At 37.0% G+C, this 21227-nt stretch carries 22 protein-coding genes and 1 pseudogene; 21 read left to right on the forward strand and 2 right to left on the reverse strand.

The annotated features are described in order from the left end of the window. The 17 genes and pseudogenes from KQI94_RS09090 to KQI94_RS09170 form a co-directional block, all read left to right on the forward strand. Positions 1-108: pseudogene (locus KQI94_RS09090) on the forward strand (UDP-glucose 4-epimerase); the annotation flags it as partial. Between the two features lie 14 nt (positions 109-122). Beyond that, the gene (gene galT / locus KQI94_RS09095) at positions 123-1613 is read left to right on the forward strand and encodes a UDP-glucose--hexose-1-phosphate uridylyltransferase (RefSeq protein WP_002369678.1); all 1491 of its coding nucleotides are present in this window, start codon (positions 123-125) and stop codon (positions 1611-1613) included. A 6-nt stretch (positions 1614-1619) separates the two neighbouring features. Then, positions 1620-2624 carry a LacI family DNA-binding transcriptional regulator gene (locus KQI94_RS09100; RefSeq protein ID WP_002369677.1) on the forward strand — a complete coding sequence of 335 codons (1005 nt, stop codon included), beginning with the start codon at positions 1620-1622 and terminating at the stop codon, positions 2622-2624. A 9-nt stretch (positions 2625-2633) separates the two neighbouring features. Then, positions 2634-3200, forward strand: a complete 567-nt coding sequence (locus tag KQI94_RS09105) for a kinase (RefSeq protein ID WP_002390035.1) — start codon at positions 2634-2636, stop codon at positions 3198-3200. A 27-nt stretch (positions 3201-3227) separates the two neighbouring features. Further along, positions 3228-3527 (forward strand): hypothetical protein, encoded by a 300-nt coding sequence (locus KQI94_RS09110; RefSeq protein ID WP_002390034.1) that lies wholly within the window; start codon positions 3228-3230, stop codon positions 3525-3527. A 72-nt stretch (positions 3528-3599) separates the two neighbouring features. Further along, positions 3600-4106, forward strand: a complete 507-nt coding sequence (locus KQI94_RS09115) for a GNAT family N-acetyltransferase (RefSeq protein ID WP_002369672.1) — start codon at positions 3600-3602, stop codon at positions 4104-4106. A gap of 48 nt (positions 4107-4154) precedes the next feature. Further along, complete coding sequence (locus KQI94_RS09120; protein WP_002369669.1) at positions 4155-4595, forward strand: GNAT family N-acetyltransferase; 441 nt, start codon at positions 4155-4157, stop codon at positions 4593-4595. Between the two features lie 192 nt (positions 4596-4787). Continuing rightward, on the forward strand, positions 4788-5942 hold the full coding sequence (gene emeA / locus KQI94_RS09125) for a multidrug efflux MFS transporter EmeA (protein ID WP_002358140.1): 1155 nt from the start codon (positions 4788-4790) through the stop codon (positions 5940-5942). Positions 5943-6093: 151 nt separating this feature from the next. After that, entirely contained in the window at positions 6094-7410 is a 1317-nt protein-coding gene (locus KQI94_RS09130) for a Y-family DNA polymerase (protein WP_002358139.1), read from the forward strand. A 4-nt stretch (positions 7411-7414) separates the two neighbouring features. Next, the gene (locus KQI94_RS09135; protein WP_002358138.1) at positions 7415-7804 is read left to right on the forward strand and encodes a hypothetical protein; all 390 of its coding nucleotides are present in this window, start codon (positions 7415-7417) and stop codon (positions 7802-7804) included. A 71-nt stretch (positions 7805-7875) separates the two neighbouring features. Further along, a complete protein-coding gene (locus KQI94_RS09140; RefSeq protein ID WP_002360617.1) occupies positions 7876-8073 on the forward strand; it encodes a hypothetical protein in 198 nt (65 codons plus the stop codon). Between the two features lie 17 nt (positions 8074-8090). After that, positions 8091-8396 (forward strand): hypothetical protein, encoded by a 306-nt coding sequence (locus KQI94_RS09145; RefSeq protein ID WP_002358136.1) that lies wholly within the window; start codon positions 8091-8093, stop codon positions 8394-8396. Positions 8397-8448: 52 nt separating this feature from the next. Beyond that, positions 8449-8880 (forward strand): universal stress protein, encoded by a 432-nt coding sequence (locus KQI94_RS09150; RefSeq protein WP_002391595.1) that lies wholly within the window; start codon positions 8449-8451, stop codon positions 8878-8880. Between the two features lie 70 nt (positions 8881-8950). Further along, positions 8951-9193 carry a hypothetical protein gene (locus tag KQI94_RS09155; RefSeq protein ID WP_002369664.1) on the forward strand — a complete coding sequence of 81 codons (243 nt, stop codon included), beginning with the start codon at positions 8951-8953 and terminating at the stop codon, positions 9191-9193. Between the two features lie 369 nt (positions 9194-9562). Beyond that, on the forward strand, positions 9563-10009 hold the full coding sequence (locus tag KQI94_RS09160; protein ID WP_002390030.1) for a GNAT family N-acetyltransferase: 447 nt from the start codon (positions 9563-9565) through the stop codon (positions 10007-10009). A 139-nt stretch (positions 10010-10148) separates the two neighbouring features. After that, on the forward strand, positions 10149-10862 hold the full coding sequence (locus KQI94_RS09165) for a DsbA family protein (RefSeq protein WP_002369662.1): 714 nt from the start codon (positions 10149-10151) through the stop codon (positions 10860-10862). A gap of 70 nt (positions 10863-10932) precedes the next feature. Further along, entirely contained in the window at positions 10933-11328 is a 396-nt protein-coding gene (locus KQI94_RS09170; protein WP_002358131.1) for a DUF805 domain-containing protein, read from the forward strand. Between the two features lie 185 nt (positions 11329-11513). On the opposite strand, the gene KQI94_RS09175 is transcribed toward KQI94_RS09170, so the two are convergent. After that, on the reverse strand, positions 11514-12935 hold the full coding sequence (locus KQI94_RS09175; protein WP_002382000.1) for a helix-turn-helix domain-containing protein: 1422 nt from the start codon (positions 12933-12935) through the stop codon (positions 11514-11516). Between the two features lie 174 nt (positions 12936-13109). On the opposite strand from KQI94_RS09175, the gene ebpA reads away from it, so the two are divergent. From ebpA to srtC, 4 genes are all read left to right on the forward strand, one after another. Next, positions 13110-16574 (forward strand): endocarditis and biofilm-associated pilus tip protein EbpA, encoded by a 3465-nt coding sequence (ebpA, locus tag KQI94_RS09180; RefSeq protein ID WP_002369660.1) that lies wholly within the window; start codon positions 13110-13112, stop codon positions 16572-16574. A 3-nt stretch (positions 16575-16577) separates the two neighbouring features. Beyond that, positions 16578-18038, forward strand: coding sequence for an endocarditis and biofilm-associated pilus minor subunit EbpB (gene ebpB, locus KQI94_RS09185; protein ID WP_216454376.1), 1461 nt, complete (start codon positions 16578-16580; stop codon positions 18036-18038). Continuing rightward, on the forward strand, positions 18004-19887 hold the full coding sequence (gene ebpC / locus KQI94_RS09190; RefSeq protein WP_002360608.1) for an endocarditis and biofilm-associated pilus major subunit EbpC: 1884 nt from the start codon (positions 18004-18006) through the stop codon (positions 19885-19887). Before ebpB ends, ebpC begins: the two co-directional genes overlap by 35 nt. A 93-nt stretch (positions 19888-19980) precedes the next feature. Then, complete coding sequence (gene srtC, locus KQI94_RS09195) at positions 19981-20835, forward strand: Ebp pilus assembly class C sortase (RefSeq protein ID WP_002369656.1); 855 nt, start codon at positions 19981-19983, stop codon at positions 20833-20835. A 67-nt stretch (positions 20836-20902) separates the two neighbouring features. Here the strand turns inward: srtC and KQI94_RS16795 are convergent, their stop codons facing one another. Continuing rightward, the gene (locus tag KQI94_RS16795; protein WP_002369654.1) at positions 20903-21196 is read right to left on the reverse strand and encodes a hypothetical protein; all 294 of its coding nucleotides are present in this window, start codon (positions 21194-21196) and stop codon (positions 20903-20905) included. Positions 21197-21227: the final 31 nt, after the last annotated feature.

A 21227-nucleotide genomic window follows, 5' to 3' on the forward strand; every position in this document is an offset into this window, starting at 1 on the left:
AAAGCCAAACGAGTTTTAGGCTGGCAACCAGAAGTAACTGAGGTCAAGGACATTATCGCCACCGCTTGGCAATGGCATGTGAAACATCCTCAAGGCTATAATGAATAGGAGAACATCAGATGATGAAAGAAAGTAGTAAATGGATTGCTGCATTTGTAGAGATAATCATAGAAAATGGCGATTGGACGGAAACAGACCGCTATTATTTGACGAATCGGATTGCCAAACTAGTTGGCTGTGATTTTTTTGAACAACCAGAAGCGGTTGCTTGTGAACAAGAACCGTTGCATGTGGTGGAACAGCTTTTAAACATTGCACAAGCCAATCACCAAATCGATGACTCAATTACGGAAGCAGAACAACTAGAAGCGGAGTTAATGGATTTTATTACGCCGACCCCAACCACTATTAATCAGAAGTTTATGGACTATTATCAAGAGTCTCCACGAAAAGCAACGGATTATTTTTATCAGTTATGTAAAACGAATAACTACATTAAAACGAAAGCAATCGCCAAAAATATTATTTTCCCAATGGACTCACCCTATGGTAAACTAGAAATTACCATTAACTTATCGAAGCCAGAAAAGGATGCTCGAAAAATTTTGGCTGAAAAGAAAATGAGTCAAAAAAAATATCCAGCGTGTATGTTATGTATGGAGAATGAAGGCTATTATGGTCGTGTGAATTATCCAGCACGGACAAACCATCGGATTATCCGACTAAATTTAGAGGACGAAGCTTGGGGCTTTCAATATTCGCCATATGCTTACTATAATGAGCATGCGATTTTCTTGGACCAACAACATCGAGAAATGAAAATCGAGAAAAAAACGTTCCAGCGGCTCCTTAAAATTACGGAGTTATTCCCTGAATATTTTGTGGGCTCTAATGCAGATTTACCAATTGTTGGTGGTTCTATTTTATCTCATGATCATTACCAAGCAGGACGTCATACATTTCCAATGGATTTAGCACCAATGGAAACAAGATTTTCTTTGAAAAAATATCCTGCGATAACTGCGGGTATTTTAAAATGGCCGATGTCTGTGATTCGTCTTCAAAGTAATCATCAAGAGGAACTCGTTGAGGCGGCCGAATTAATTTTGACCAAATGGCGCAATTATTCTGATGAACGAGTCTCAGTTCGGGCCTATTCAGAAGATGGCACACCGCATCATACGATTACGCCAATTGCTCGACGCAAAGGGTCATTATTTGAATTGGATTTAGTTTTACGAGATAATAATGTTTCGGAGGAATTTCCAGATGGTATTTTTCATCCACATCCAGAAGTACAACATATTAAGCAAGAAAATATTGGCTTAATTGAAGTAATGGGACTAGCTATTTTGCCACCAAGGCTGGCACAAGAATTAAGAGAAGTCGAAAAGTATTTATTAAAGCAACCCAATCAAATTGCTGAAAGTCATCGAGCTTGGGCGGATGAACTCAGTCAGCAAACCACCACTGAAGCCAATGTCAAAGAAGTGATCCAACAAGGAATTGGGACAATTTTTGTTCAAATTTTAACAGATGCCGGCGTCTTTAAACGTGACGAAGAAGGTCGTCGTGCTTTTGAACGATTTATTCAATGTATAGAAAATGATTAGTTTGAGGTGAGGAACATCGTAACCATTAAAGATATAGCAGAGCAAGTCGGTGTTTCTTCAGCGACAGTTTCGAGAGTTTTGAACTATGATGAAACATTATCAGTTAGTGATGAAACGAAGAAGAAAATATTTGAAACAGCAGAAACGTTAAATTATAAAAAGCGAGCCAGAAAAAAACAAGCAGGCAAAAAGAAAATTCGGTTTGTCCAATGGTTCAGCGATCCAGAAGAACTGGATGATATTTACTATTTATCGATTCGTTTAGGTGTTGAAAAGCGGGCAGAGGAATTGGGTTTTCTTTTAGTCAAAGAATCTCTGACAAACCTGTCTCAAAAAAGATTTGATGGGACAATTGCCCTAGGAAAATTTGATGAAAAGCAAGTGGCGGCCTTAGCCGCCTTAGGCGCACCTCTTCTATTTGTAGACTTTGATGCAATGGCTTTTGGCCAAAACTCCATTGTTGTTGATTTTGCTGGAAGTGTTAAAACAATTGTGCAAGAATTTTTGGCGCAAGGGCATCAGAAAATTGGTATACTTTCTGGGCAAGAATATACGAAAGAGTCCCACGTGGCATTGGTTGATCCACGTTTTGTCGCTTTTAAAGAAACCTTAAAAGATCTGGACCTTTATCATCAAGAATGGGTTGTCGAAGCAGCTTTTTCTGTTGAAGAAGGCTATCAAGCGATGAAAGACTTTATTGAAAAAGCGGACACTCGTCCAACCGCTTTTTTCGCTGCAAGTGATACATTGGCGATTGGTGCAATGCGGGCGTTACAAGAAGCAGCCATTCGTGTGCCAGAAGATATTTCTATCATTGGTTTTAATGATATTAGTGTCGCAAAATATGTTTCACCCACATTAACAACAGTCAAAGTTCATACTGAATGGATGGGTGAGCTAGCCGTTGAGACAATGAAAGAGTTATGCTTGAATACCCCACCAGTTCCTAGAAAAATTATTGTCGGAACGGAATTCATTCAGCGAGATTCAACGAAACATTCATCAAAATAACAGCAAAACTTGGAGAGTTTTTTCCAAGTTTTTTGCTCTTTTCTGCTTGTTTTCAACAATCAAGAAAATGGAGGGAAACAGATGCAACCGAAATTAATTATTTTACGTGGTAATTCTGGTAGTGGTAAAACAACGATAGCTAAAGCGCTTCATCAGTGTCTTAAAGAACAATCGTTATTGATTTCTCAAGATGTGGTGCGCAGAGAAATGCTTCGTGTTAAAGATGAAACAGGTAATATAAGTATTGCTTTGTTTAAACAGTTGGTAGCTTTTGGTTATCAAGAATGCCAGTATGTGATTGTTGAAGGGATTTTTCAAAAAGCCATTTATCATTCCTTTTTTCAGGAAATAATTCATCTCTTTGAAGGAAACGTTCAGGTTTATTATTTTGATATTTCTTTTGAAGAAACGCTGAAAAGACATAGCCAGAGAAACAAGAATCAAGAATTTGGTGTCGTGGAAATGAAACGTTGGTGGCTACCAGAAGATTATTTAGGGTTTCCGGGAGAACAGCGGTTATCTGAACAACTGTCTGAAAAGCAGATTATCAGGCAAATTTTAGCAGATATTCAGTAGTAAGTGCTGCGCTTTTTAGAGAAATGGATGTTGTGGTATGATAAAAAAGAAGGAGTGGTTTCAATGGATTACCAAGAACGATTAAAAAATTTACCACCTGAAGTCATGACAGCTTTTTCAGAATCATTTATTTTTTTAATCAGTAACGATAAAGTTCAACATTTCCCTGCTCGAGACTTAACGCAAGCTGAAATGATTCAACGAGTGAAAGAGAAATTAGGTGAAGCGGTGACGTGGTCCTTATGGCAAGGGTTCGTTATTGCTGTTAATTCAGAAGAAACATGTGTTGCTGTTTTGCCCAAATATCATCAACTCGATGGTTTTTGAAAATGAATAAGGGAGCGAAGAATTATTCGCTTCGTTGTATAAAATGAAAACGTTTTTTGGGAGGGAAGGCTGATGTCTGAGCTAGTGGTTATTAGAGAAATGCAAGAGAAAGATATCTTAGCGCTGGATACTCAATTTGTCCAACAAGGTTGGCCAAGTCGCCAAGAGATTTTAATGAACTATTTAGAAGAACAATTAGTCAAGCAACGAACGGTTTTTGTAGCGGAGAAAAAGGCAACGCTGTTAGGTTATTTGACGTTACTGCCATTAGCTAAGGAAGGACCTTTTAAAAATTTATATCCTGAAATAGCTGATTTCAATGTATTCTTACCATTTCAAAAACAAGGAGTGGGGCGGTTATTATTAAATCGTGCAGAAAATGTTGCCAAAAGTTATGCAGATACTGTTTCTTTGGGAGTAGGCCTGCATCCTGGTTATGGTGCAGCGCAAAGATTATATATCAAACAAGGATATGTGCCAGATGGTTCAGGAGTCTGGTTTCAAAATAAGCAGCTGAAACCAAACGATCGGTGTGTTAATGATGATGAGTTAGTTCTTTATTTATCGAAAAAACTATAGAGTAGCCAAAGTAATACTCTATAAATATCATTTGGGAGGTTGTTACCCTTGATTAGAAAAATGAAGCCAACAGATGCAGCGGCGTTAACTATCATTAATAAAGAACAATTGGGCTATGAAGTTCCCGTTGACGTGACCTGTAAACAGATTGAGAAATTACTACTAGCCAGTGACAGAGAGTTTTTATATGTTTATGAAGAAACGAAGACAGGGAAGATTTTAGGCTATGTGCATGCGCAACTGTATGAAACAATTTATTCCCAAACGTTATTGAACGTTCTGGGATTAGCAGTGGCAAAAGAAGCAGAAGGCCGTGGAATTGGCAAACAATTAATGACGAAACTAGAAACGGAAGCTAAAAAGTGTAACTTGTCTGCGATTCGCTTAAATTCAGGGGAACAGCGTACAGCAGCACATCAATTTTATGAACACATTGGCTATGTTTCTGATAAAAAACAAAAGCGATTCATTAAATACTTGGATACTTAAGTTATGTCTTTAAAAAATAACAATTTCCTTTAAAAAAATAAGTAAAAACTAGTGAAATTTTCAGCGAATTAGTGTAAAATGTATCTCAATGACTCAACGAGTGTTTCAGCCGAAACACTGTCAAAGAAAGTACATACAAAGAAACAGAAATAGCCATTTTTGATGGCTGTTTTTTTATGGAGGAGGCAAATTATGACGAAAAAAAATAGTATGATGTACTTAGCAATTTCTAACTTATTTCTTGTTTTTCTAGGCGTAGGCCTAGTCATTCCCGTAATTCCCCAATTAAAAGAAGAAATGCATTTTTCTGGTACCACAATGGGAATGATGATTTCTATTTTTGCGATTGCCCAATTAATCACATCGCCAATCGCAGGTGTCCTTTCGGATAAAATTGGTCGGAAAAAAATGATTGCGACGGGCATGTTGGTGTTTTCAATTTCTGAGTTATTATTTGGTTTAGCCCAAGCGAAAAGCGGTTTTTATATTTCTCGTGGTTTAGGTGGGATTGCCGCCGCTTTATTAATGCCGTCAGTGACAGCTTTTGTGGCAGATATGACCACGATTTCTGAACGTCCGAAAGCGATGGGGCTTGTGTCAGCTGCAATTAGTGGTGGTTTTATTATCGGACCAGGAGTTGGTGGTTTTATTGCTTATTTAGGCATTCGCGCTCCATTTTTTGCGGCCGCATTTTTAGCATTTATTGGTTTTATTTTGACATTAACTGTTTTGAAGGAGCCGGAGAAACGAATTTTAGCCGCTGTTGAAGCGAAAAAAGGTTCATTTATGGATATTTTAAGAAATCCAATGTTTACCTCATTATTTGTGATTATCTTAATTTCCTCTTTTGGCCTGCAAGCGTTCGAATCTATTTATAGTATTATGGCGACTATTAATTTTGGCTTTACCACAAGTGAAATAGCAATCGTGATTACGGTTAGTGGTATTTTAGCGTTGATTTGTCAGTTGTTTTTCTTTGATGCAATCGTCCAAAAAATAGGTGAAATGGGTTTAATCCAATTAACCTTTTTTGCAAGTGCCATTTTTATTGCCGTGATTGCCTTTACAAAAAATAATTTAGTTGTTGTATTTTCAACGTTTATTGTCTTTTTAGCGTTTGACTTGTTTAGACCAGCAGTAACTACTTATTTATCCAAACATGCTGGAGATCAACAAGGAACCATCAACGGACTAAATTCAACATTTACAAGTTTTGGTAATATTTTAGGACCAATGGCAGCAGGAGCTTTATTTGATATCAATCACTTTTTCCCTTATTATGTTTCAGCAGTAATTCTGTTAGGAACGGGCTTTTTATCGTTATTTTTAAATCGAAATAAGATGTAAAAGAAAAAATAAGTATTTGGAATATAAAAATTCCGAATACTTATTTTTTTTGATCACCGACCGTTCTTGAAAAAAACAAAAAAATAAACAGTGTTCGCTTGATTATTCGAACGTTTGTTCGTATAATGATTTTGCAAGTGAGGTGATGTTTATGAAATTTGATTATGAAAAAGAACCTAGTCGCGATATTCTTTGTATTGATTGCAAAAGTTTTTACGCTAGTGTAGAATGCGCAGAACGTGGGTTAGATCCGTTGAAAACGATGTTAGTAGTGATGAGTAATGCCGAAAATGCGGGGGGATTAGTTTTATCAGCATCGCCAATGGCAAAAAAAGTTTTAGGTGTTTCAAATGTTACGCGTAAAAATCAAGTGCCCGCTCATCCTGATTTATATGTGGTTCCGCCACGAATGAATTTGTACATGAAAAAAAATCAAGAAATCAATAATTTATATAAAAAGTTTGTCGCAGATGAAGATCACTCTGTGTTTAGTGTAGATGAATCATTTCTTGATGTAACGGCTTCTTTAAGTTATTTTCATTGTGAAACTGCCTATAAAATGGCTCGGATTATCCAAAGAGTCGTTTATAATCATGTGGGTATTTATGTGACCGTTGGGATAGGGGACAATCCGTTACTGGCTAAATTGGCGTTGGACAATGGCGCCAAACATTCGCCAGATTTTATTGCAGAATGGCGGTATGATCGTGTACCAGATACTGTCTGGCAGTTGCCTTCTTTGACAGATTTTTGTGGGATTGGTCGCAGAATGGCTAAACGACTGAATCGTTTAGGAATTGATTCTGTATATGAGTTAGCGCAAGCGAATCCGCATCTTTTACAAGAAACATTTGGCGTGATGGGGCTTCAATTGTATGCTCATTCATGGGGGATTGATCGTACCTTTTTAGGGAAAAAAGCACCACATAAAGCTGAAAAATCATTTGGGAATAGTCAGATTTTACCGAGAGATTATGCGCGAAGAGATCAGATTGAACTAGTCTTAAAGGAACTGACAGAACAAGTGGCTGCTCGTTTAAGAAAAGCGCATTGTCAAACGGAATGTATCACAGTCTACGTTGGTTATTCCAAAGGTCAAATTGACCGTGAAGGACGAACTGGTTGGCGAAAACAACAAACGATTCCTGCAACAAACAATACAAAAGTTTTGATTACCTATGTATTAGCCCTTTTTAGAGAACATTATCTAGCGGGAACTGATGTCCGGCAATTAGGGCTTTCTTATGGGAAATTAGTTTGGAATGAATCTTTACAATTAGATTTATTTTCGGAACCAGAAGAGCAAATTAGTGAAATGGAGTTAAACTATCTGATTGATAAAATCCGACAAAAATTTGGCTTTCAAGCTTTAATCCACGCCTCTTCTTTGTTGGAAGGCGCGACGGCAATTCATCGTTCGGGATTAGTCGGTGGACATGCTGGAGGAAATGTCGGTTTAGGAGGATAACATCATGAAACGAACAAAAAAAGAATTTACACCTTATAATGAGTACCATGATCGGCCCTTTGAACTGAAATGGGCGACCGCTTTTGCATTGGGGGAGTTACAAGAAGGAATCGAAGCTTCTGACGAATATTCTAAGAGAGCGTTTGAACGCTTACCGCAACAGACAACAGAAGAAATTGAAGAATACTTAGAGCAGTCTTTAAAAAATAACCAAGTTTTAGAAATCCAATTGAATACTTTGGATGATTTTGGCCGTGTTCAACCGCCAATTGTTGGTGTTTTTGAAGGGATGAGTTCAATGGAGTATGCAAAAGTTGGACATACACATATTTTATTTGAAGAGATTCGGCATATTAAAAGTCATGAGTTTACAAAGTGGTCGAGCCTTGATTAAAAAACTATTGTTATACGTGCGTTTTGTGAAAACATATGAGATAATGTTCATAGGTAATAGAAATAAAAATTATGGAGGTGGCTAGGATGGGACATCATTTAAAAGGACACCATGGCAAAAAAACAAACGCAAATGGCGGCTTTTTAACAAAGTTATTGGCAGGCGGCGCCTTAGTGGGCGTAGGAAAAAAGTTATACGACAATCGTGAAAAAATTAAAGAGCTGTTAAGTGACGACAAAGAAAAAAGCAACGACACTGAAAACAAATAAAGGACTGGATTGACGGAATGGTAAAAGATGCAGCGTATATTATTGAAGAGATTACCACGATTTTAGAAGGAACCTATTTTGTGATAACCAAGAAAGCGAATAAGCGCCGCATGTGTTTACATGTTTCAGATACCGCGAAAGAATTTTTACGTTGTCGACTGGAGTATGAAACATTCTTAGAGCAACAGTTTGATTATGCCACAATGTTTTTAGAAACATGTACGGAAGATGTTTCTGTTGAAATTCAAACGGGACTACTTGAAGAAACAAATTATCAAGCATTAACCGTGGAAAAATTACAACAGATAGCCACTAAAATGTAACACAGCTGTTGTGTTAGTTTTGATTCTTAATTTGGTTAAGGAGGCGGATAAAATGTCAGTATATCAACATATTTTGGTTGCTCTTGATGGCTCAGATCAATCTGAAAAAGCTTTTCATGAAGCTGTCAGGATTGCCAAAGAGGAACAAGCCACTCTTTATTTAGCTACAATTATTAATGATGCTGAATTTACGACGAGTCCATTTTCTTTTGAAGAATTGTATGATTTAGAAAAACACAAGTCAGAAGAGATGCTCACTGAAAAGGCAAAACAAGCGAGTGAAATTGGTGTAAAAACAGTCAAAAAAATTGTTGAGCTTGGGAGCCCAAAACGTTATCTTGCCAACACGATTTCTGAAAATTATGCCATAGATTTAATTGTGCTAGGTGCCACGGGAAGAGGTGCTATTCAACGAACCTTGATTGGTTCTACTACAGATTATGTAGTTAACCATGCTTTGTGCAATGTTTTAGTTGTTCGCTAATTGTGAGTAAATAATCAAGGGAACAATGTTTTATCGGGACGTTTTTTTAAATTAAACGAGAGGTGAGTTTATGAAAACAAAAATCGGAAAAACAGTTATCTTGTCAGCGTTTTTATTCACAAGTTTCCTTTTACTGAGTGGTTGTACCTCGGCTGGCGAAGAGATGGAAAAAACAATTGATCGACAGAAAGAAAAAGTCGATAAAACGGTCGATAAACAGAAACATAAAAATGAAAATTCCATGGAAAGTTACGACGAAAAAGTTGACCATTCTTTAGATAGTCAAGAAGACAAAATCGATACTACTGAGTAACGGGAAAGCCTTCAATTATCGGCTAGTAAATAAATAATATACAAAAGGGAGCATCCACTGCAGTTATTTCTCACAGTGGATCCTCTCTTTTGTGGTTAAAAAGAAAAAGTTAACTGCTCCCCAACAGTTAACTTTTAATCATGTTGCACATAGTTAAAACACTCTATATATCATTTATATCATTTGAAACGGGTGGTGTAAAAAGAAATCTCTTGAAAAGAGTCTCCATTTATAGGGAAGATTTCCCATAAAAAAGAGAAACGTATAATCACAGAGAGTTAGAGAAAGCAAAGGGAAATAAGTATGTTAAAATAAGAAGCAAGAAAGAATACAAGTATGCAGAAAATAACAACTAATTAGGTGAAAACAATGGAAATACATTTTGAAAAAGTAACAAGCGATAATCGTAAAGCAGTGGAAAACCTACAAGTTTTTGCTGAACAACAAACCTTCATTGAATCAATGGCAGAAAATCTAAAAGAATCGGACCAATTTCCAGAATGGGAATCGGCAGGTATTTATGACGGCAATCAATTAATCGGCTATGCCATGTATGGACGTTGGCAAGATGGGCGTGTTTGGTTAGACCGCTTTTTAATTGATCAACGGTTCCAAGGACAAGGTTATGGGAAAGCAGCCTGTCGACTTTTAATGTTAATGCTAATAGAAAAATACCAAACAAACAAGCTATACTTGAGTGTTTATGATACGAACAGCTCAGCAATTCGGTTGTATCAACAACTCGGTTTTGTATTTAATGGTGAATTAGATACGAATGGCGAGCGGGTAATGGAATGGACATATCAGAATAAGTAGATAGAACAGGTGAGACAAAAGCCATAGCGCATTTTGTTTCACCTTTTTCTTTTAATTGGTTTCATTTGTTTACTTTTAGTAAGTAAAATGATAAATTTAGTTCAATCTGTTTTGAAAAAAGAGTTACTGGAGGGTAAGGATGAAAATAGAATTTTTCCATGATGTTATTTGTAGTTTTTGTTTTCCAATGTCTGACCGCATGCATGAGATTCAACAAGAATTTCCTGAAATTGAATTGATTCATCGGTCGTTTGCGTTGGGATGGTCAGCAAACGATTTTGAAACAATGTTTGGCTCACGAGCAGCAGTAAAAGAAGAAGTTTTGACGCATTGGGTGCATGCCAATCAAAACGATTCAAAGCATCGTTTTAATATTGAAGGGATGAGGAAGCAACGATTTGATTTTCCAACATCAAAGAATGCATTATTAGCAGCAAAAGCAGCTGGATACATTGGCAACCAAGACACTTATTGGTTACTGTTTGATAAGTTACAAGAAGGTTTATTTATGAGAAGTTTAAATATTGAAGAGCCAGAAGTAATTGAGGAGCTAGTAAAAGAGACAACGATTGATTTTGCTTTATGGAAAGAAGCTGTTGCTTCCGAGGCTGTTTGGACGGCGGTTCAAGAAGATTTTGCGCTAGCTTCTGCTTATGGTTTACAAGGAGTTCCCGCACTAATCATTAATCAAAAATATTTAATTAATGGTGCAGTACCGAAACAGCAAATCAGCCAAACTATTCAAAAAATTCTCGCAGAAGAAAAACAACAGCAACCGTTAGTTTCATTGACTCCTTCTTCTGAAGAGTCAGCTTCGTGTGAGTTTAAGGAAGGCACATGGACGTGTCATTAAACAGCATAAAATAACGTTATTCTTTGACAAAACGAAAGACTTCTGTAATAGTTAATGCGGGGGTGATAATATGTTTAACGCGTATAGAGAATACTGGAATAATATTACAACAATGAATGCGTCAGCAACACGAGCACAATATTGGTGGCCACAATTAATTAATTATTTGGTGTTAGGGATTTATTCAGCAATTACGGGCGTTTACAGATATATTGAAGTAACACCCAATGATGGAACAATCATTAAAGAATGGAATACTGTGACCATTATCTTTTTCTTGCTGACTGCTTTAATTTGGTTGGCAAACTTTACTGTTCGAGCAAGAAGATTGCATGATCGCGACCACAGTAACTGGTGGATTTTATTCTATTTACTTCCTTTTATCGGTACTTTAGTGATCTTCATTACATTAATTTTGCCAAGTAAAAGTCACACAAGATGGCCAGTGAATCAATCAGAAATTTAATTTGCTGGTTTCGTTTAGCTGATTATCTTAAGAGTGAAAATAGGACATAAGTCATTTCGACTTATGTCCTATTTTCTTTTTTATTTCAGAAAAATAAAAATATCTTCTGTATGATGGCACCTCACATTACGCGGTTCTTGCTAAAAGGGCTATCTTTTTGGTAGATAGGGAAAACCATTAAGACGTTAAAAGTTTAATAAATCGAGCAATTCTCTTTTGTTAGAAAATAAGATAGCATCATTAATTAAAATACTTGGAACACTGGTTTCAATAATTGGTTGATTGGTAATAATCAAGTCAAATTCTTCGAGTCGATGGTCACCTAATTGTTCTTCCGTAATTGCTAACGTATTTGAACGAATCCGATGCAAAGCTAAAATATCGTGGACATAGTTTCCAATATATTGACTATGATTCAGGCCCATGTCGCTAATAATCAAAATCTTTTTTGAGTCGAAACTCTGGTTAATTTCTGGAAAAGTATTAAGCAACCAAAAAATATAAGAAGATGAATAGTTTAATAGATTTGTTTCTAAAAGAGCGGAAAAGAAATGCAATTCTGCTTTTAATCGTGCATATAAGTGAAGCTGAGTAAAATGAATTTGTCGAGTGAAAAAGGTGGCCCTTTGTGTCAATTCGGAGGTGTCAAAAGGCACTAATTGAGAAAACAAATAAAGACAGGTTAACAAGTGAACAGCGAAGTCGACGACTTCTTCTGTTAATTGTTCAATCTGTGAAAAAGCATTAAATTTTAAATTTTCACGTATTCTTTGACTGATGACTTCTTGGTCTTCGGAGTAGTATTGCTGAAAAGCGCCTCTTTGAAAATATCGGAGAACTTCCCGATAGGTTTCACGGCTGAGCCCAGTAAAATGACGACTGAGTAAAAGATAATCTTCCATTTTAATCGGACTCTTTTTATCTGTTTTTTTCTGGAAACGTTGTTGAAATCCTTGATGCTCTCTTAATAAATCAACAATAAAATACATAATAAAGAAATCGTGTTCATAACTGTTATCCATACTAATAATATTTAATTGGCATTGATTACGACGCATTAATTGTTTGATTTCTTGCTTATCTAATTGATAAGGCAATTCATAATGACCATAATACATTAAAAAGAAAAAGGTTGTAAAAATACGTAAAGGCAATTCTTCTGTTTGGCTAGTTAATTGATAGCCTTGATCAACGATAACGCGAAGAGAGTAAGTTTCCAAGACCTGATTACACTGCTTCAATTTTCGAGCAAAAGAAGAGCGACTAATATTAATGGTATCGCAATAATATTCGATGGTTTTGCCAGGATTTTGGATAAATTCATGGAGCAATTGGGTGGTCGTTGACGTTTTTGCCATATCCGTCAGTACGTTTAAATATAAGGACACATTAAAGTTTTCTAAACGATAGCCTAATTTATGCGATGTTTTAATGGTTAAACTTTCGCCCCAACGCTGTTTAATCTCCTCAATATAACGAATAAAAGTAGACTCAGAACTACCAATATATTTTGCAAGTTCTTTTTTAGTCATCCATTTATCAGAAATGGATAAGACACGAATGATTTCTTCCATTTTCCGATAATTTTTTTCTAAAAACCTAATCATATTGTTTCCTCCCAAGTCCTTTACTTTAATGTAACAATCATCGAAACAATAACGCAATTTCAGAAATGAAACCGCTTGGTATGAAAGCTGGTGTGATTTAATGAGCTCCTTCTCTGTATAATAATTATCAGATTAGAATAATGAAATTTTACGTGCTAGGCAATTCTAATTTAACTGTTAATTCATAAAAGAAAGGAGAGAACAGACATTAAATTACTAAAGAAATTTGGGGTTTTCGGCGTAGTCTTTTTACTTGTCTCATCCTATTTCATACCGCTCATTGGCTATGCAGAAACAGCCAAAGAAGTTGAAATTACATCCGCTCAAATGATAACAGATGAGAATGATAAATCGAATATTAATATCGAGTTAAATCTTCTCAACCAAACAGAGCAGCCATTACAACGAGAAATTCAATTGAAAAATGCACAGTTCATGGATACTGCTGTAATTGAAAAAGACGGATATTCTTACCAAGTGACTAATGGTACGCTTTATCTGACTTTGGACGCACAAGTAAAAAAGCCGGTACAGCTTTCGTTAGCTGTTGAGCAAAGTTCGCTTCAAACAGCTCAGCCACCTAAGTTATTGTATGAAAACAACGAATATGATGTTTCAGTTACTTCTGAAAAAATAACAGTAGAGGATTCTGCTAAAGAATCAACTGAACCAGAAAAAATAACTGTACCAGAAAATACGAAAGAAACTAACAAAAATGATTCGGCTCCAGACAAAACAGAACAGCCGACTGCAACAGAAGAGGTAACCAATCCATTTGCAGAAGCAAGAATGGCGCCAGCTACTTTGAGAGCGAATCTGGCACTGCCTTTAATTGCACCACAATACACGACGGATAATTCTGGGACTTATCCGACAGCTAATTGGCAGCCCACAGGCAATCAAAATGTGTTAAACCATCAAGGGAATAAAGATGGTGGTGCCCAATGGGATGGCCAAACGAGTTGGAATGGGGACCCTACTAATCGCACAAATTCTTATATTGAGTATGGCGGTACAGGAGACCAAGCCGATTATGCCATCCGAAAATATGCTAGAGAAACAACAACACCAGGGCTTTTTGATGTATATCTTAATGTGCGTGGGAATGTTCAAAAAGAAATCACGCCATTGGATTTGGTCTTAGTCGTTGACTGGTCCGGAAGTATGAATGAAAACAATCGGATTGGTGAAGTACAAAAAGGAGTGAACCGTTTTGTTGATACATTGGCAGATAGCGGTATTACCAATAACATCAACATGGGCTATGTTGGCTACTCAAGTGACGGTTATAATAACAACGCCATTCAAATGGGGCCGTTTGATACAGTCAAAAATCCAATTAAAAATATTACGCCAAGTAGCACTAGAGGAGGAACTTTCACTCAAAAAGCATTAAGAGATGCTGGTGATATGTTAGCAACGCCAAATGGACATAAGAAAGTCATTGTACTTTTAACGGATGGCGTCCCAACCTTCTCTTATAAAGTGAGTCGAGTTCAAACAGAGGCGGATGGTCGCTTTTACGGGACACAATTTACGAATCGACAAGATCAACCAGGTAGCACTTCTTATATCTCTGGTAGCTATAATGCGCCAGATCAAAACAATATCAGTAAACGAATTAACAGTACGTTTATCGCCACGATAGGTGAGGCAATGGCCTTAAAACAACGTGGGATTGAAATACATGGATTGGGCATTCAATTGCAAAGCGATCCACGAGCTAATTTATCTAAACAACAAGTTGAAGATAAAATGCGTGAGATGGTGTCAGCCGATGAAAATGGAGACCTTTATTATGAATCCGCGGATTATGCACCAGACATTTCTGATTATTTAGCGAAAAAAGCCGTTCAGATTTCAGGAACGGTTGTAAACGGAAAAGTAGTTGATCCAATTGCTGAACCTTTTAAATACGAGCCAAATACATTATCAATGAAAAGTGTGGGTCCTGTTCAGGTTCAAACATTACCAGAAGTGTCGCTAACAGGCGCTACAATTAATAGTAATGAGATTTATTTGGGTAAAGGGCAAGAAATTCAAATTCATTATCAAGTACGTATTCAAACAGAGTCAGAAAACTTCAAACCTGATTTTTGGTATCAAATGAATGGTCGGACAACGTTTCAGCCATTAGCCACGGCCCCTGAAAAAGTTGATTTTGGGGTTCCTTCTGGAAAAGCACCTGGCGTGAAGTTAAACGTGAAAAAAATCTGGGAAGAGTATGATCAAGATCCAACAAGTCGGCCAGATAATGTGATTTATGAAATTAGTAGAAAGCAAGTAACTGACACAGCCAACTGGCAAACTGGGTATATTAAATTATCAAAACCAGAAAATGATACCAGCAATAGTTGGGAGCGCAAAAATGTAACCCAACTTTCCAAAACCGCGGATGAAAGCTATCAAGAAGTTCTTGGACTTCCCCAATACAATAATCAAGGACAAGCTTTCAATTATCAAACAACCCGTGAATTAGCAGTTCCTGGCTACAGTCAAGAAAAAATTAACGATACTACTTGGAAAAACACGAAGCAGTTCAAGCCCTTAGATTTAAAAGTAATCAAAAATTCTTCCTCAGGTGAGAAAAACTTAGTGGGAGCCGTCTTTGAATTGAGTGGTAAAAATGTTCAAACCACATTAGTGGACAATAAAGATGGGAGCTATTCCTTGCCAAAAGATGTGCGCCTACAAAAAGGGGAAAACTATACATTAACCGAAGTAAAAGCACCTGCAGGACATGAGTTAGGTAAGAAAACGACTTGGCAAATTGAGGTGAGTGAGCAAGGCAAAGTAAGCATCGATGGACAAGAAGTGACCACCACAAATCAAGTTATTCCATTGGAAATTGAAAATAAATTTTCTTCTTTGCCAATCAGAATTAGAAAATACACCATGCAAAATGGCAAACAAGTGAACTTAGCAGAGGCGACTTTTGCGTTGCAAAGAAAAAATGCTCAAGGAAGTTACCAAACTGTAGCAACTCAAAAAACAGATACTGCAGGATTGAGCTATTTTAAAATTAGTGAACCTGGTGAGTATCGAATGGTGGAACAATCAGGACCATTAGGCTACAACACTCTTGCTGGAAATTATGAATTTACTGTTGATAAATATGGGGAAATTCACTATGCAGGCAAAAATATTGAAGAAAATGCGCCAGAATGGACACTGACACATCAAAATCATTTGAAACCTTTTGACTTAACGGTTCATAAAAAAGCCGATAATCAGACGCCACTTAAAGGAGCGAAATTCCGTTTAACAGGACCAGATACGGATATTGAATTACCAAAAGATGGCAAAGAAACGGATACTTTTGTTTTTGAAAACTTAAAACCAGGGAAATATGTCCTAACAGAAACCTTTACGCCAGAAGGATATCAGGGGTTAAAAGAACCAATCGAATTAATAATTCGCGAAGATGGTTCAGTCACGATAGATGGGGAAAAAGTAGCAGATGTTTTAATTTCTGGAGAGAAGAATAATCAAATTACTTTAGATGTTACGAACCAAGCAAAGGTTCCTTTACCTGAAACTGGTGGCATAGGACGCTTGTGGTTTTACTTGATAGCGATTAGTACATTCGTGATAGCGGGTGTTTATCTCTTTATTAGACGACCAGAAGGGAGTGTGTAATCAATGAAAAACGCACGTTGGTTAAGTATTTGCGTCATGCTACTCGCTCTTTTCGGGTTTTCACAGCAAGCATTAGCAGAGGCATCGCAAGCAAGCGTTCAAGTTACGTTGCACAAATTATTGTTCCCTGATGGTCAATTACCAGAACAGCAGCAAAACACAGGGGAAGAGGGAACGCTGCTTCAAAATTATCGGGGCTTAAATGACGTCACTTATCAAGTCTATGATGTGACGGATCCGTTTTATCAGCTTCGTTCTGAAGGAAAAACGGTCCAAGAAGCACAGCGTCAATTAGCAGAAACCGGTGCAAGAAATAGAAAACCGATCGCAGAAGATAAAACACAGACAATAAATGGAGAAGATGGAGTGGTTTCTTTTTCATTAGCTAGCAAAGATTCGCAGCAACGAGATAAAGCCTATTTATTTGTTGAAGCGGAAGCACCGGAAGTGGTAAAGGAAAAAGCTAGCAACCTAGTAGTGATTTTGCCTGTTCAAGATCCACAAGGGCAATCGTTAACGCATATTCATTTATATCCAAAAAATGAAGAAAATGCCTATGACTTACCACCACTTGAAAAAACGGTACTCGATAAGCAACAAGGCTTTAATCAAGGAGAGCACATTAACTATCAGTTAACGACTCAGATTCCAGCGAATATTTTAGGATATCAGGAATTCCGTTTGTCAGATAAGGCGGATACAACGTTGACACTTTTACCAGAATCAATTGAGGTAAAAGTGGCTGGAAAAACAGTTACTACAGGTTACACATTGACGACGCAAAAGCATGGATTTACGCTTGATTTTTCAATTAAAGACTTACAAAACTTTGCAAATCAAACAATGACTGTGTCGTATCAAATGCGTTTTGAAAAGACCGCTGAGCCTGACACTGCGATTAACAACGAAGGACAATTAGTCACGGACAAGCATACCTTGACTAAAAGAGCCACAGTTCGTACAGGCGGCAAGTCTTTTGTCAAAGTTGATAGTGAAAATGCGAAAATCACCTTGCCAGAGGCTGTTTTTATCGTCAAAAATCAAGCGGGGGAATACCTCAATGAAACAGCAAACGGATATCGTTGGCAAAAAGAAAAAGCATTAGCTAAAAAAATCACGTCTAATCAAGCCGGTGAATTTTCAGTTAAAGGTTTAAAAGATGGCCAGTACTTCTTGGAAGAAATCTCTGCACCAAAAGGTTATCTTCTGAATCAAACAGAAATTCCTTTTACGGTGGAAAAAAATTCTTATGCAACGAACGGACAACGAACAGCACCGTTACATGTAATCAATAAAAAAGTAAAAGAGTCAGGCTTCTTACCAAAAACAAATGAAGAACGTTCTATTTGGTTGACGATTGCAGGCCTGCTAATCATTGGGATGGTAGTCATTTGGCTATTTTATCAAAAACAAAAAAGAGGATTAGAAAATGAAGCAATTAAAAAAAGTTTGGTACACCGTTAGTACCTTGTTACTAATTTTGCCACTTTTCACGAGTGTATTAGGGACAACAACTGCATTTGCAGAAGAAAATGGGGAGAGCGCACAGCTCGTGATTCACAAAAAGAAAATGACGGATTTACCAGATCCGCTTATTCAAAATAGCGGGAAAGAAATGAGCGAGTTTGATAAATATCAAGGACTGGCAGATGTGACGTTTAGTATTTATAACGTGACGAGCGAATTTTACGAGCAACGAGCAGCAGGCGCAAGCGTCGATGCAGCTAAACAAGCTGTCCAAAGTTTAACTCCTGGGAAACCTGTTGCTCAAGGAACCACCGATGCAAATGGGAATGTCACTGTTCAGTTACCTAAAAAACAAAATGGTAAAGATGCAGTGTATACCATTAAAGAAGAACCAAAAGAGGGTGTAGTTGCTGCTACGAATATGGTGGTGGCGTTCCCAGTTTACGAAATGATCAAGCAAGCAGATGGTTCCTATAAATATGGAACAGAAGAATTAGCGGTTGTTCATATTTATCCTAAAAATGTGGTAGCCAATGATGGTAGTTTACATGTGAAAAAAGTAGGAACTGCTGAAAATGAAGGATTAAATGGCGCAGAATTTGTTATTTCCAAAAGCGAAGGCTCACCAGGCACAGTAAAATATATCCAAGGAGTCAAAGATGGATTATATACATGGACAACGGATAAAGAACAAGCAAAACGCTTTATTACTGGGAAAAGTTATGAAATTGGCGAAAATGATTTCACAGAAGCAGAGAATGGAACGGGAGAATTAACAGTTAAAAATCTTGAGGTTGGTTCGTATATTTTAGAAGAAGTAAAAGCTCCAAATAATGCAGAATTAATTGAAAATCAAACAAAAACACCATTTACAATTGAAGCAAACAATCAAACACCTGTTGAAAAAACAGTCAAAAATGATACCTCTAAAGTTGATAAAACAACACCAAACTTGGATGGTAAAGATGTGGCAATTGGCGAAAAAATTAAATATCAAATTTCTGTAAATATTCCATTGGGGATTGCAGACAAAGAAGGCGACGCTAATAAATACGTCAAATTCAATTTAGTTGATAAACATGATGCAGCCTTAACTTTTGATAACGTGACTTCTGGAGAGTATGCCTATGCGTTATATGATGGGGATACAGTGATTGCTCCTGAAAATTATCAAGTGACTGAACAAGCAAATGGCTTCACTGTCGCCGTTAATCCAGCGTATATTCCTACGTTAACACCAGGCGGCACACTAAAATTCGTTTACTTTATGCATTTAAATGAAAAAGCAGATCCTACGAAAGGCTTTAAAAATGAGGCGAATGTTGATAATGGCCATACCGACGATCAAACACCACCAACTGTTGAAGTTGTGACAGGTGGGAAACGTTTCATTAAAGTCGATGGCGATGTGACAGCGACACAAGCCTTGGCGGGAGCTTCCTTTGTCGTTCGTGATCAAAACAGTGACACAGCAAATTATTTGAAAATCGATGAAACAACGAAAGCAGCAACTTGGGTGAAAACAAAAGCTGAAGCAACTACTTTTACAACAACGGCTGATGGATTAGTTGATATCACAGGGCTTAAATACGGTACCTATTATTTAGAAGAAACTGTAGCTCCTGATGATTATGTCTTGTTAACAAATCGGATTGAATTTGTGGTCAATGAACAATCATATGGCACAACAGAAAACCTAGTTTCACCAGAAAAAGTACCAAACAAACACAAAGGTACCTTACCTTCAACAGGTGGCAAAGGAATCTACGTTTACTTAGGAAGTGGCGCAGTCTTGCTACTTATTGCAGGAGTCTACTTTGCTAGACGTAGAAAAGAAAATGCTTAATTTCTAGCATCACCGAAGAAATTTTTAGAAAAACAAAGAGCCTGGGCCAATCACTGTCCCAGGCTTTCATGCTTTATTTTTAAGGAGGAAGCAATGAAGTCAAAAAAGAAACGTCGTATCATTGATGGTTTTATGATTCTTTTACTGATTATTGGAATAGGTGCATTTGCGTATCCTTTTGTTAGCGATGCATTAAATAACTATCTGGATCAACAAATTATCGCTCATTATCAAGCAAAAGCAAGCCAAGAGAACACCAAAGAAATGGCTGAACTTCAAGAAAAAATGGAAAAGAAAAACCAAGAATTAGCGAAAAAAGGCAGCAATCCTGGATTAGATCCTTTTTCCGAAACGCAAAAAACAACGAAAAAACCAGACAAATCCTATTTTGAAAGTCATACGATTGGTGTTTTAACCATCCCAAAAATAAATGTCCGTTTACCAATTTTTGATAAAACAAATGCATTGCTATTGGAAAAAGGAAGCTCCTTGTTAGAAGGAACCTCCTATCCTACAGGTGGTGCGAATACACATGCGGTCATTTCAGGACATCGTGGTCTCCCTCAAGCCAAATTATTTACAGATTTGCCAGAATTAAAAAAAGGCGATGAATTTTATATCGAAGTCAATGGGAAGACGCTCGCTTATCAAGTGGATCAAATAAAAACCGTTGAACCAACTGATACAAAAGATTTACACATTGAGTCTGGCCAAGATCTCGTCACTTTATTAACTTGCACACCGTATATGATAAACAGTCATCGGTTATTAGTTCGAGGACATCGTATCCCATATCAACCAGAAAAAGCAGCAGCGGGGATGAAAAAAGTGGTACAACAACAAAATTTACTATTATGGACATTACTTTTAATTGCCTGTGCATTAATTATTAGCGGCTTCATCATCTGGTACAAGCGACGGAAAAAGACGACCAGAAAACCAAAGTAGTATGACGAAAAGGCTAAACATACTAAAAAAAAGAGTAAAAAAATAGCTTTTCAATTTTTAATCCTCCTTATCGTGCATAATTGAACCAGAGAAACAGAAGTATTAACGAAATAACTAAAAGAGCAAGCCCTGAATAAAAAGCGACAAAGGGCCAATCAATCGACTGTTTAAATTCCTGCCAAGTTTGGATTTTTCTGTTTTTTTTCGCGCTATCTTCAAGCGTGAGTAAATAATTCAATAGTAAGAGGAGCAGCAACACCGTGAAATCATTTGTGGTAAAAAACACATGTAAAAATAGAATGACAAAGATAACACGGGATAACACTCGATTCCGCAAAATTAAAAATAACTTAGCACGCATAATAAACCACCATTTCTTATCAGAGATAATG

Origin of the sequence: Enterococcus sp. S183_ASV_20, assembly GCF_018919685.1 — a bacterium.
GTDB lineage: Bacteria > Bacillota > Bacilli > Lactobacillales > Enterococcaceae > Enterococcus > Enterococcus faecalis.

Coding starts and splice junctions, on each gene's coding strand:
- galT (WP_002369678.1), top strand. CDS start 123: ATGAAAGAAAGTAGTAAATGGATTGCTGCATTTGTAGAGATAATCATA.
- KQI94_RS09110 (WP_002390034.1), top strand. CDS start 3,228: ATGTTGTGGTATGATAAAAAAGAAGGAGTGGTTTCAATGGATTACCAA.
- KQI94_RS09115 (WP_002369672.1), top strand. CDS start 3,600: ATGTCTGAGCTAGTGGTTATTAGAGAAATGCAAGAGAAAGATATCTTA.
- emeA (WP_002358140.1), top strand. CDS start 4,788: ATGACGAAAAAAAATAGTATGATGTACTTAGCAATTTCTAACTTATTT.
- KQI94_RS09130 (WP_002358139.1), top strand. CDS start 6,094: ATGAAATTTGATTATGAAAAAGAACCTAGTCGCGATATTCTTTGTATT.
- KQI94_RS09135 (WP_002358138.1), top strand. CDS start 7,415: ATGAAACGAACAAAAAAAGAATTTACACCTTATAATGAGTACCATGAT.
- KQI94_RS09140 (WP_002360617.1), top strand. CDS start 7,876: ATGGAGGTGGCTAGGATGGGACATCATTTAAAAGGACACCATGGCAAA.
- KQI94_RS09145 (WP_002358136.1), top strand. CDS start 8,091: ATGGTAAAAGATGCAGCGTATATTATTGAAGAGATTACCACGATTTTA.
- KQI94_RS09150 (WP_002391595.1), top strand. CDS start 8,449: ATGTCAGTATATCAACATATTTTGGTTGCTCTTGATGGCTCAGATCAA.
- KQI94_RS09155 (WP_002369664.1), top strand. CDS start 8,951: ATGAAAACAAAAATCGGAAAAACAGTTATCTTGTCAGCGTTTTTATTC.
- KQI94_RS09160 (WP_002390030.1), top strand. CDS start 9,563: ATGGAAATACATTTTGAAAAAGTAACAAGCGATAATCGTAAAGCAGTG.
- KQI94_RS09165 (WP_002369662.1), top strand. CDS start 10,149: ATGAAAATAGAATTTTTCCATGATGTTATTTGTAGTTTTTGTTTTCCA.
- KQI94_RS09170 (WP_002358131.1), top strand. CDS start 10,933: ATGTTTAACGCGTATAGAGAATACTGGAATAATATTACAACAATGAAT.
- KQI94_RS09175 (WP_002382000.1), bottom strand. CDS start 12,935: ATGATTAGGTTTTTAGAAAAAAATTATCGGAAAATGGAAGAAATCATT.
- ebpB (WP_216454376.1), top strand. CDS start 16,578: ATGAAAAACGCACGTTGGTTAAGTATTTGCGTCATGCTACTCGCTCTT.
- ebpC (WP_002360608.1), top strand. CDS start 18,004: ATGAAGCAATTAAAAAAAGTTTGGTACACCGTTAGTACCTTGTTACTA.
- srtC (WP_002369656.1), top strand. CDS start 19,981: ATGAAGTCAAAAAAGAAACGTCGTATCATTGATGGTTTTATGATTCTT.
- KQI94_RS16795 (WP_002369654.1), bottom strand. CDS start 21,196: ATGCGTGCTAAGTTATTTTTAATTTTGCGGAATCGAGTGTTATCCCGT.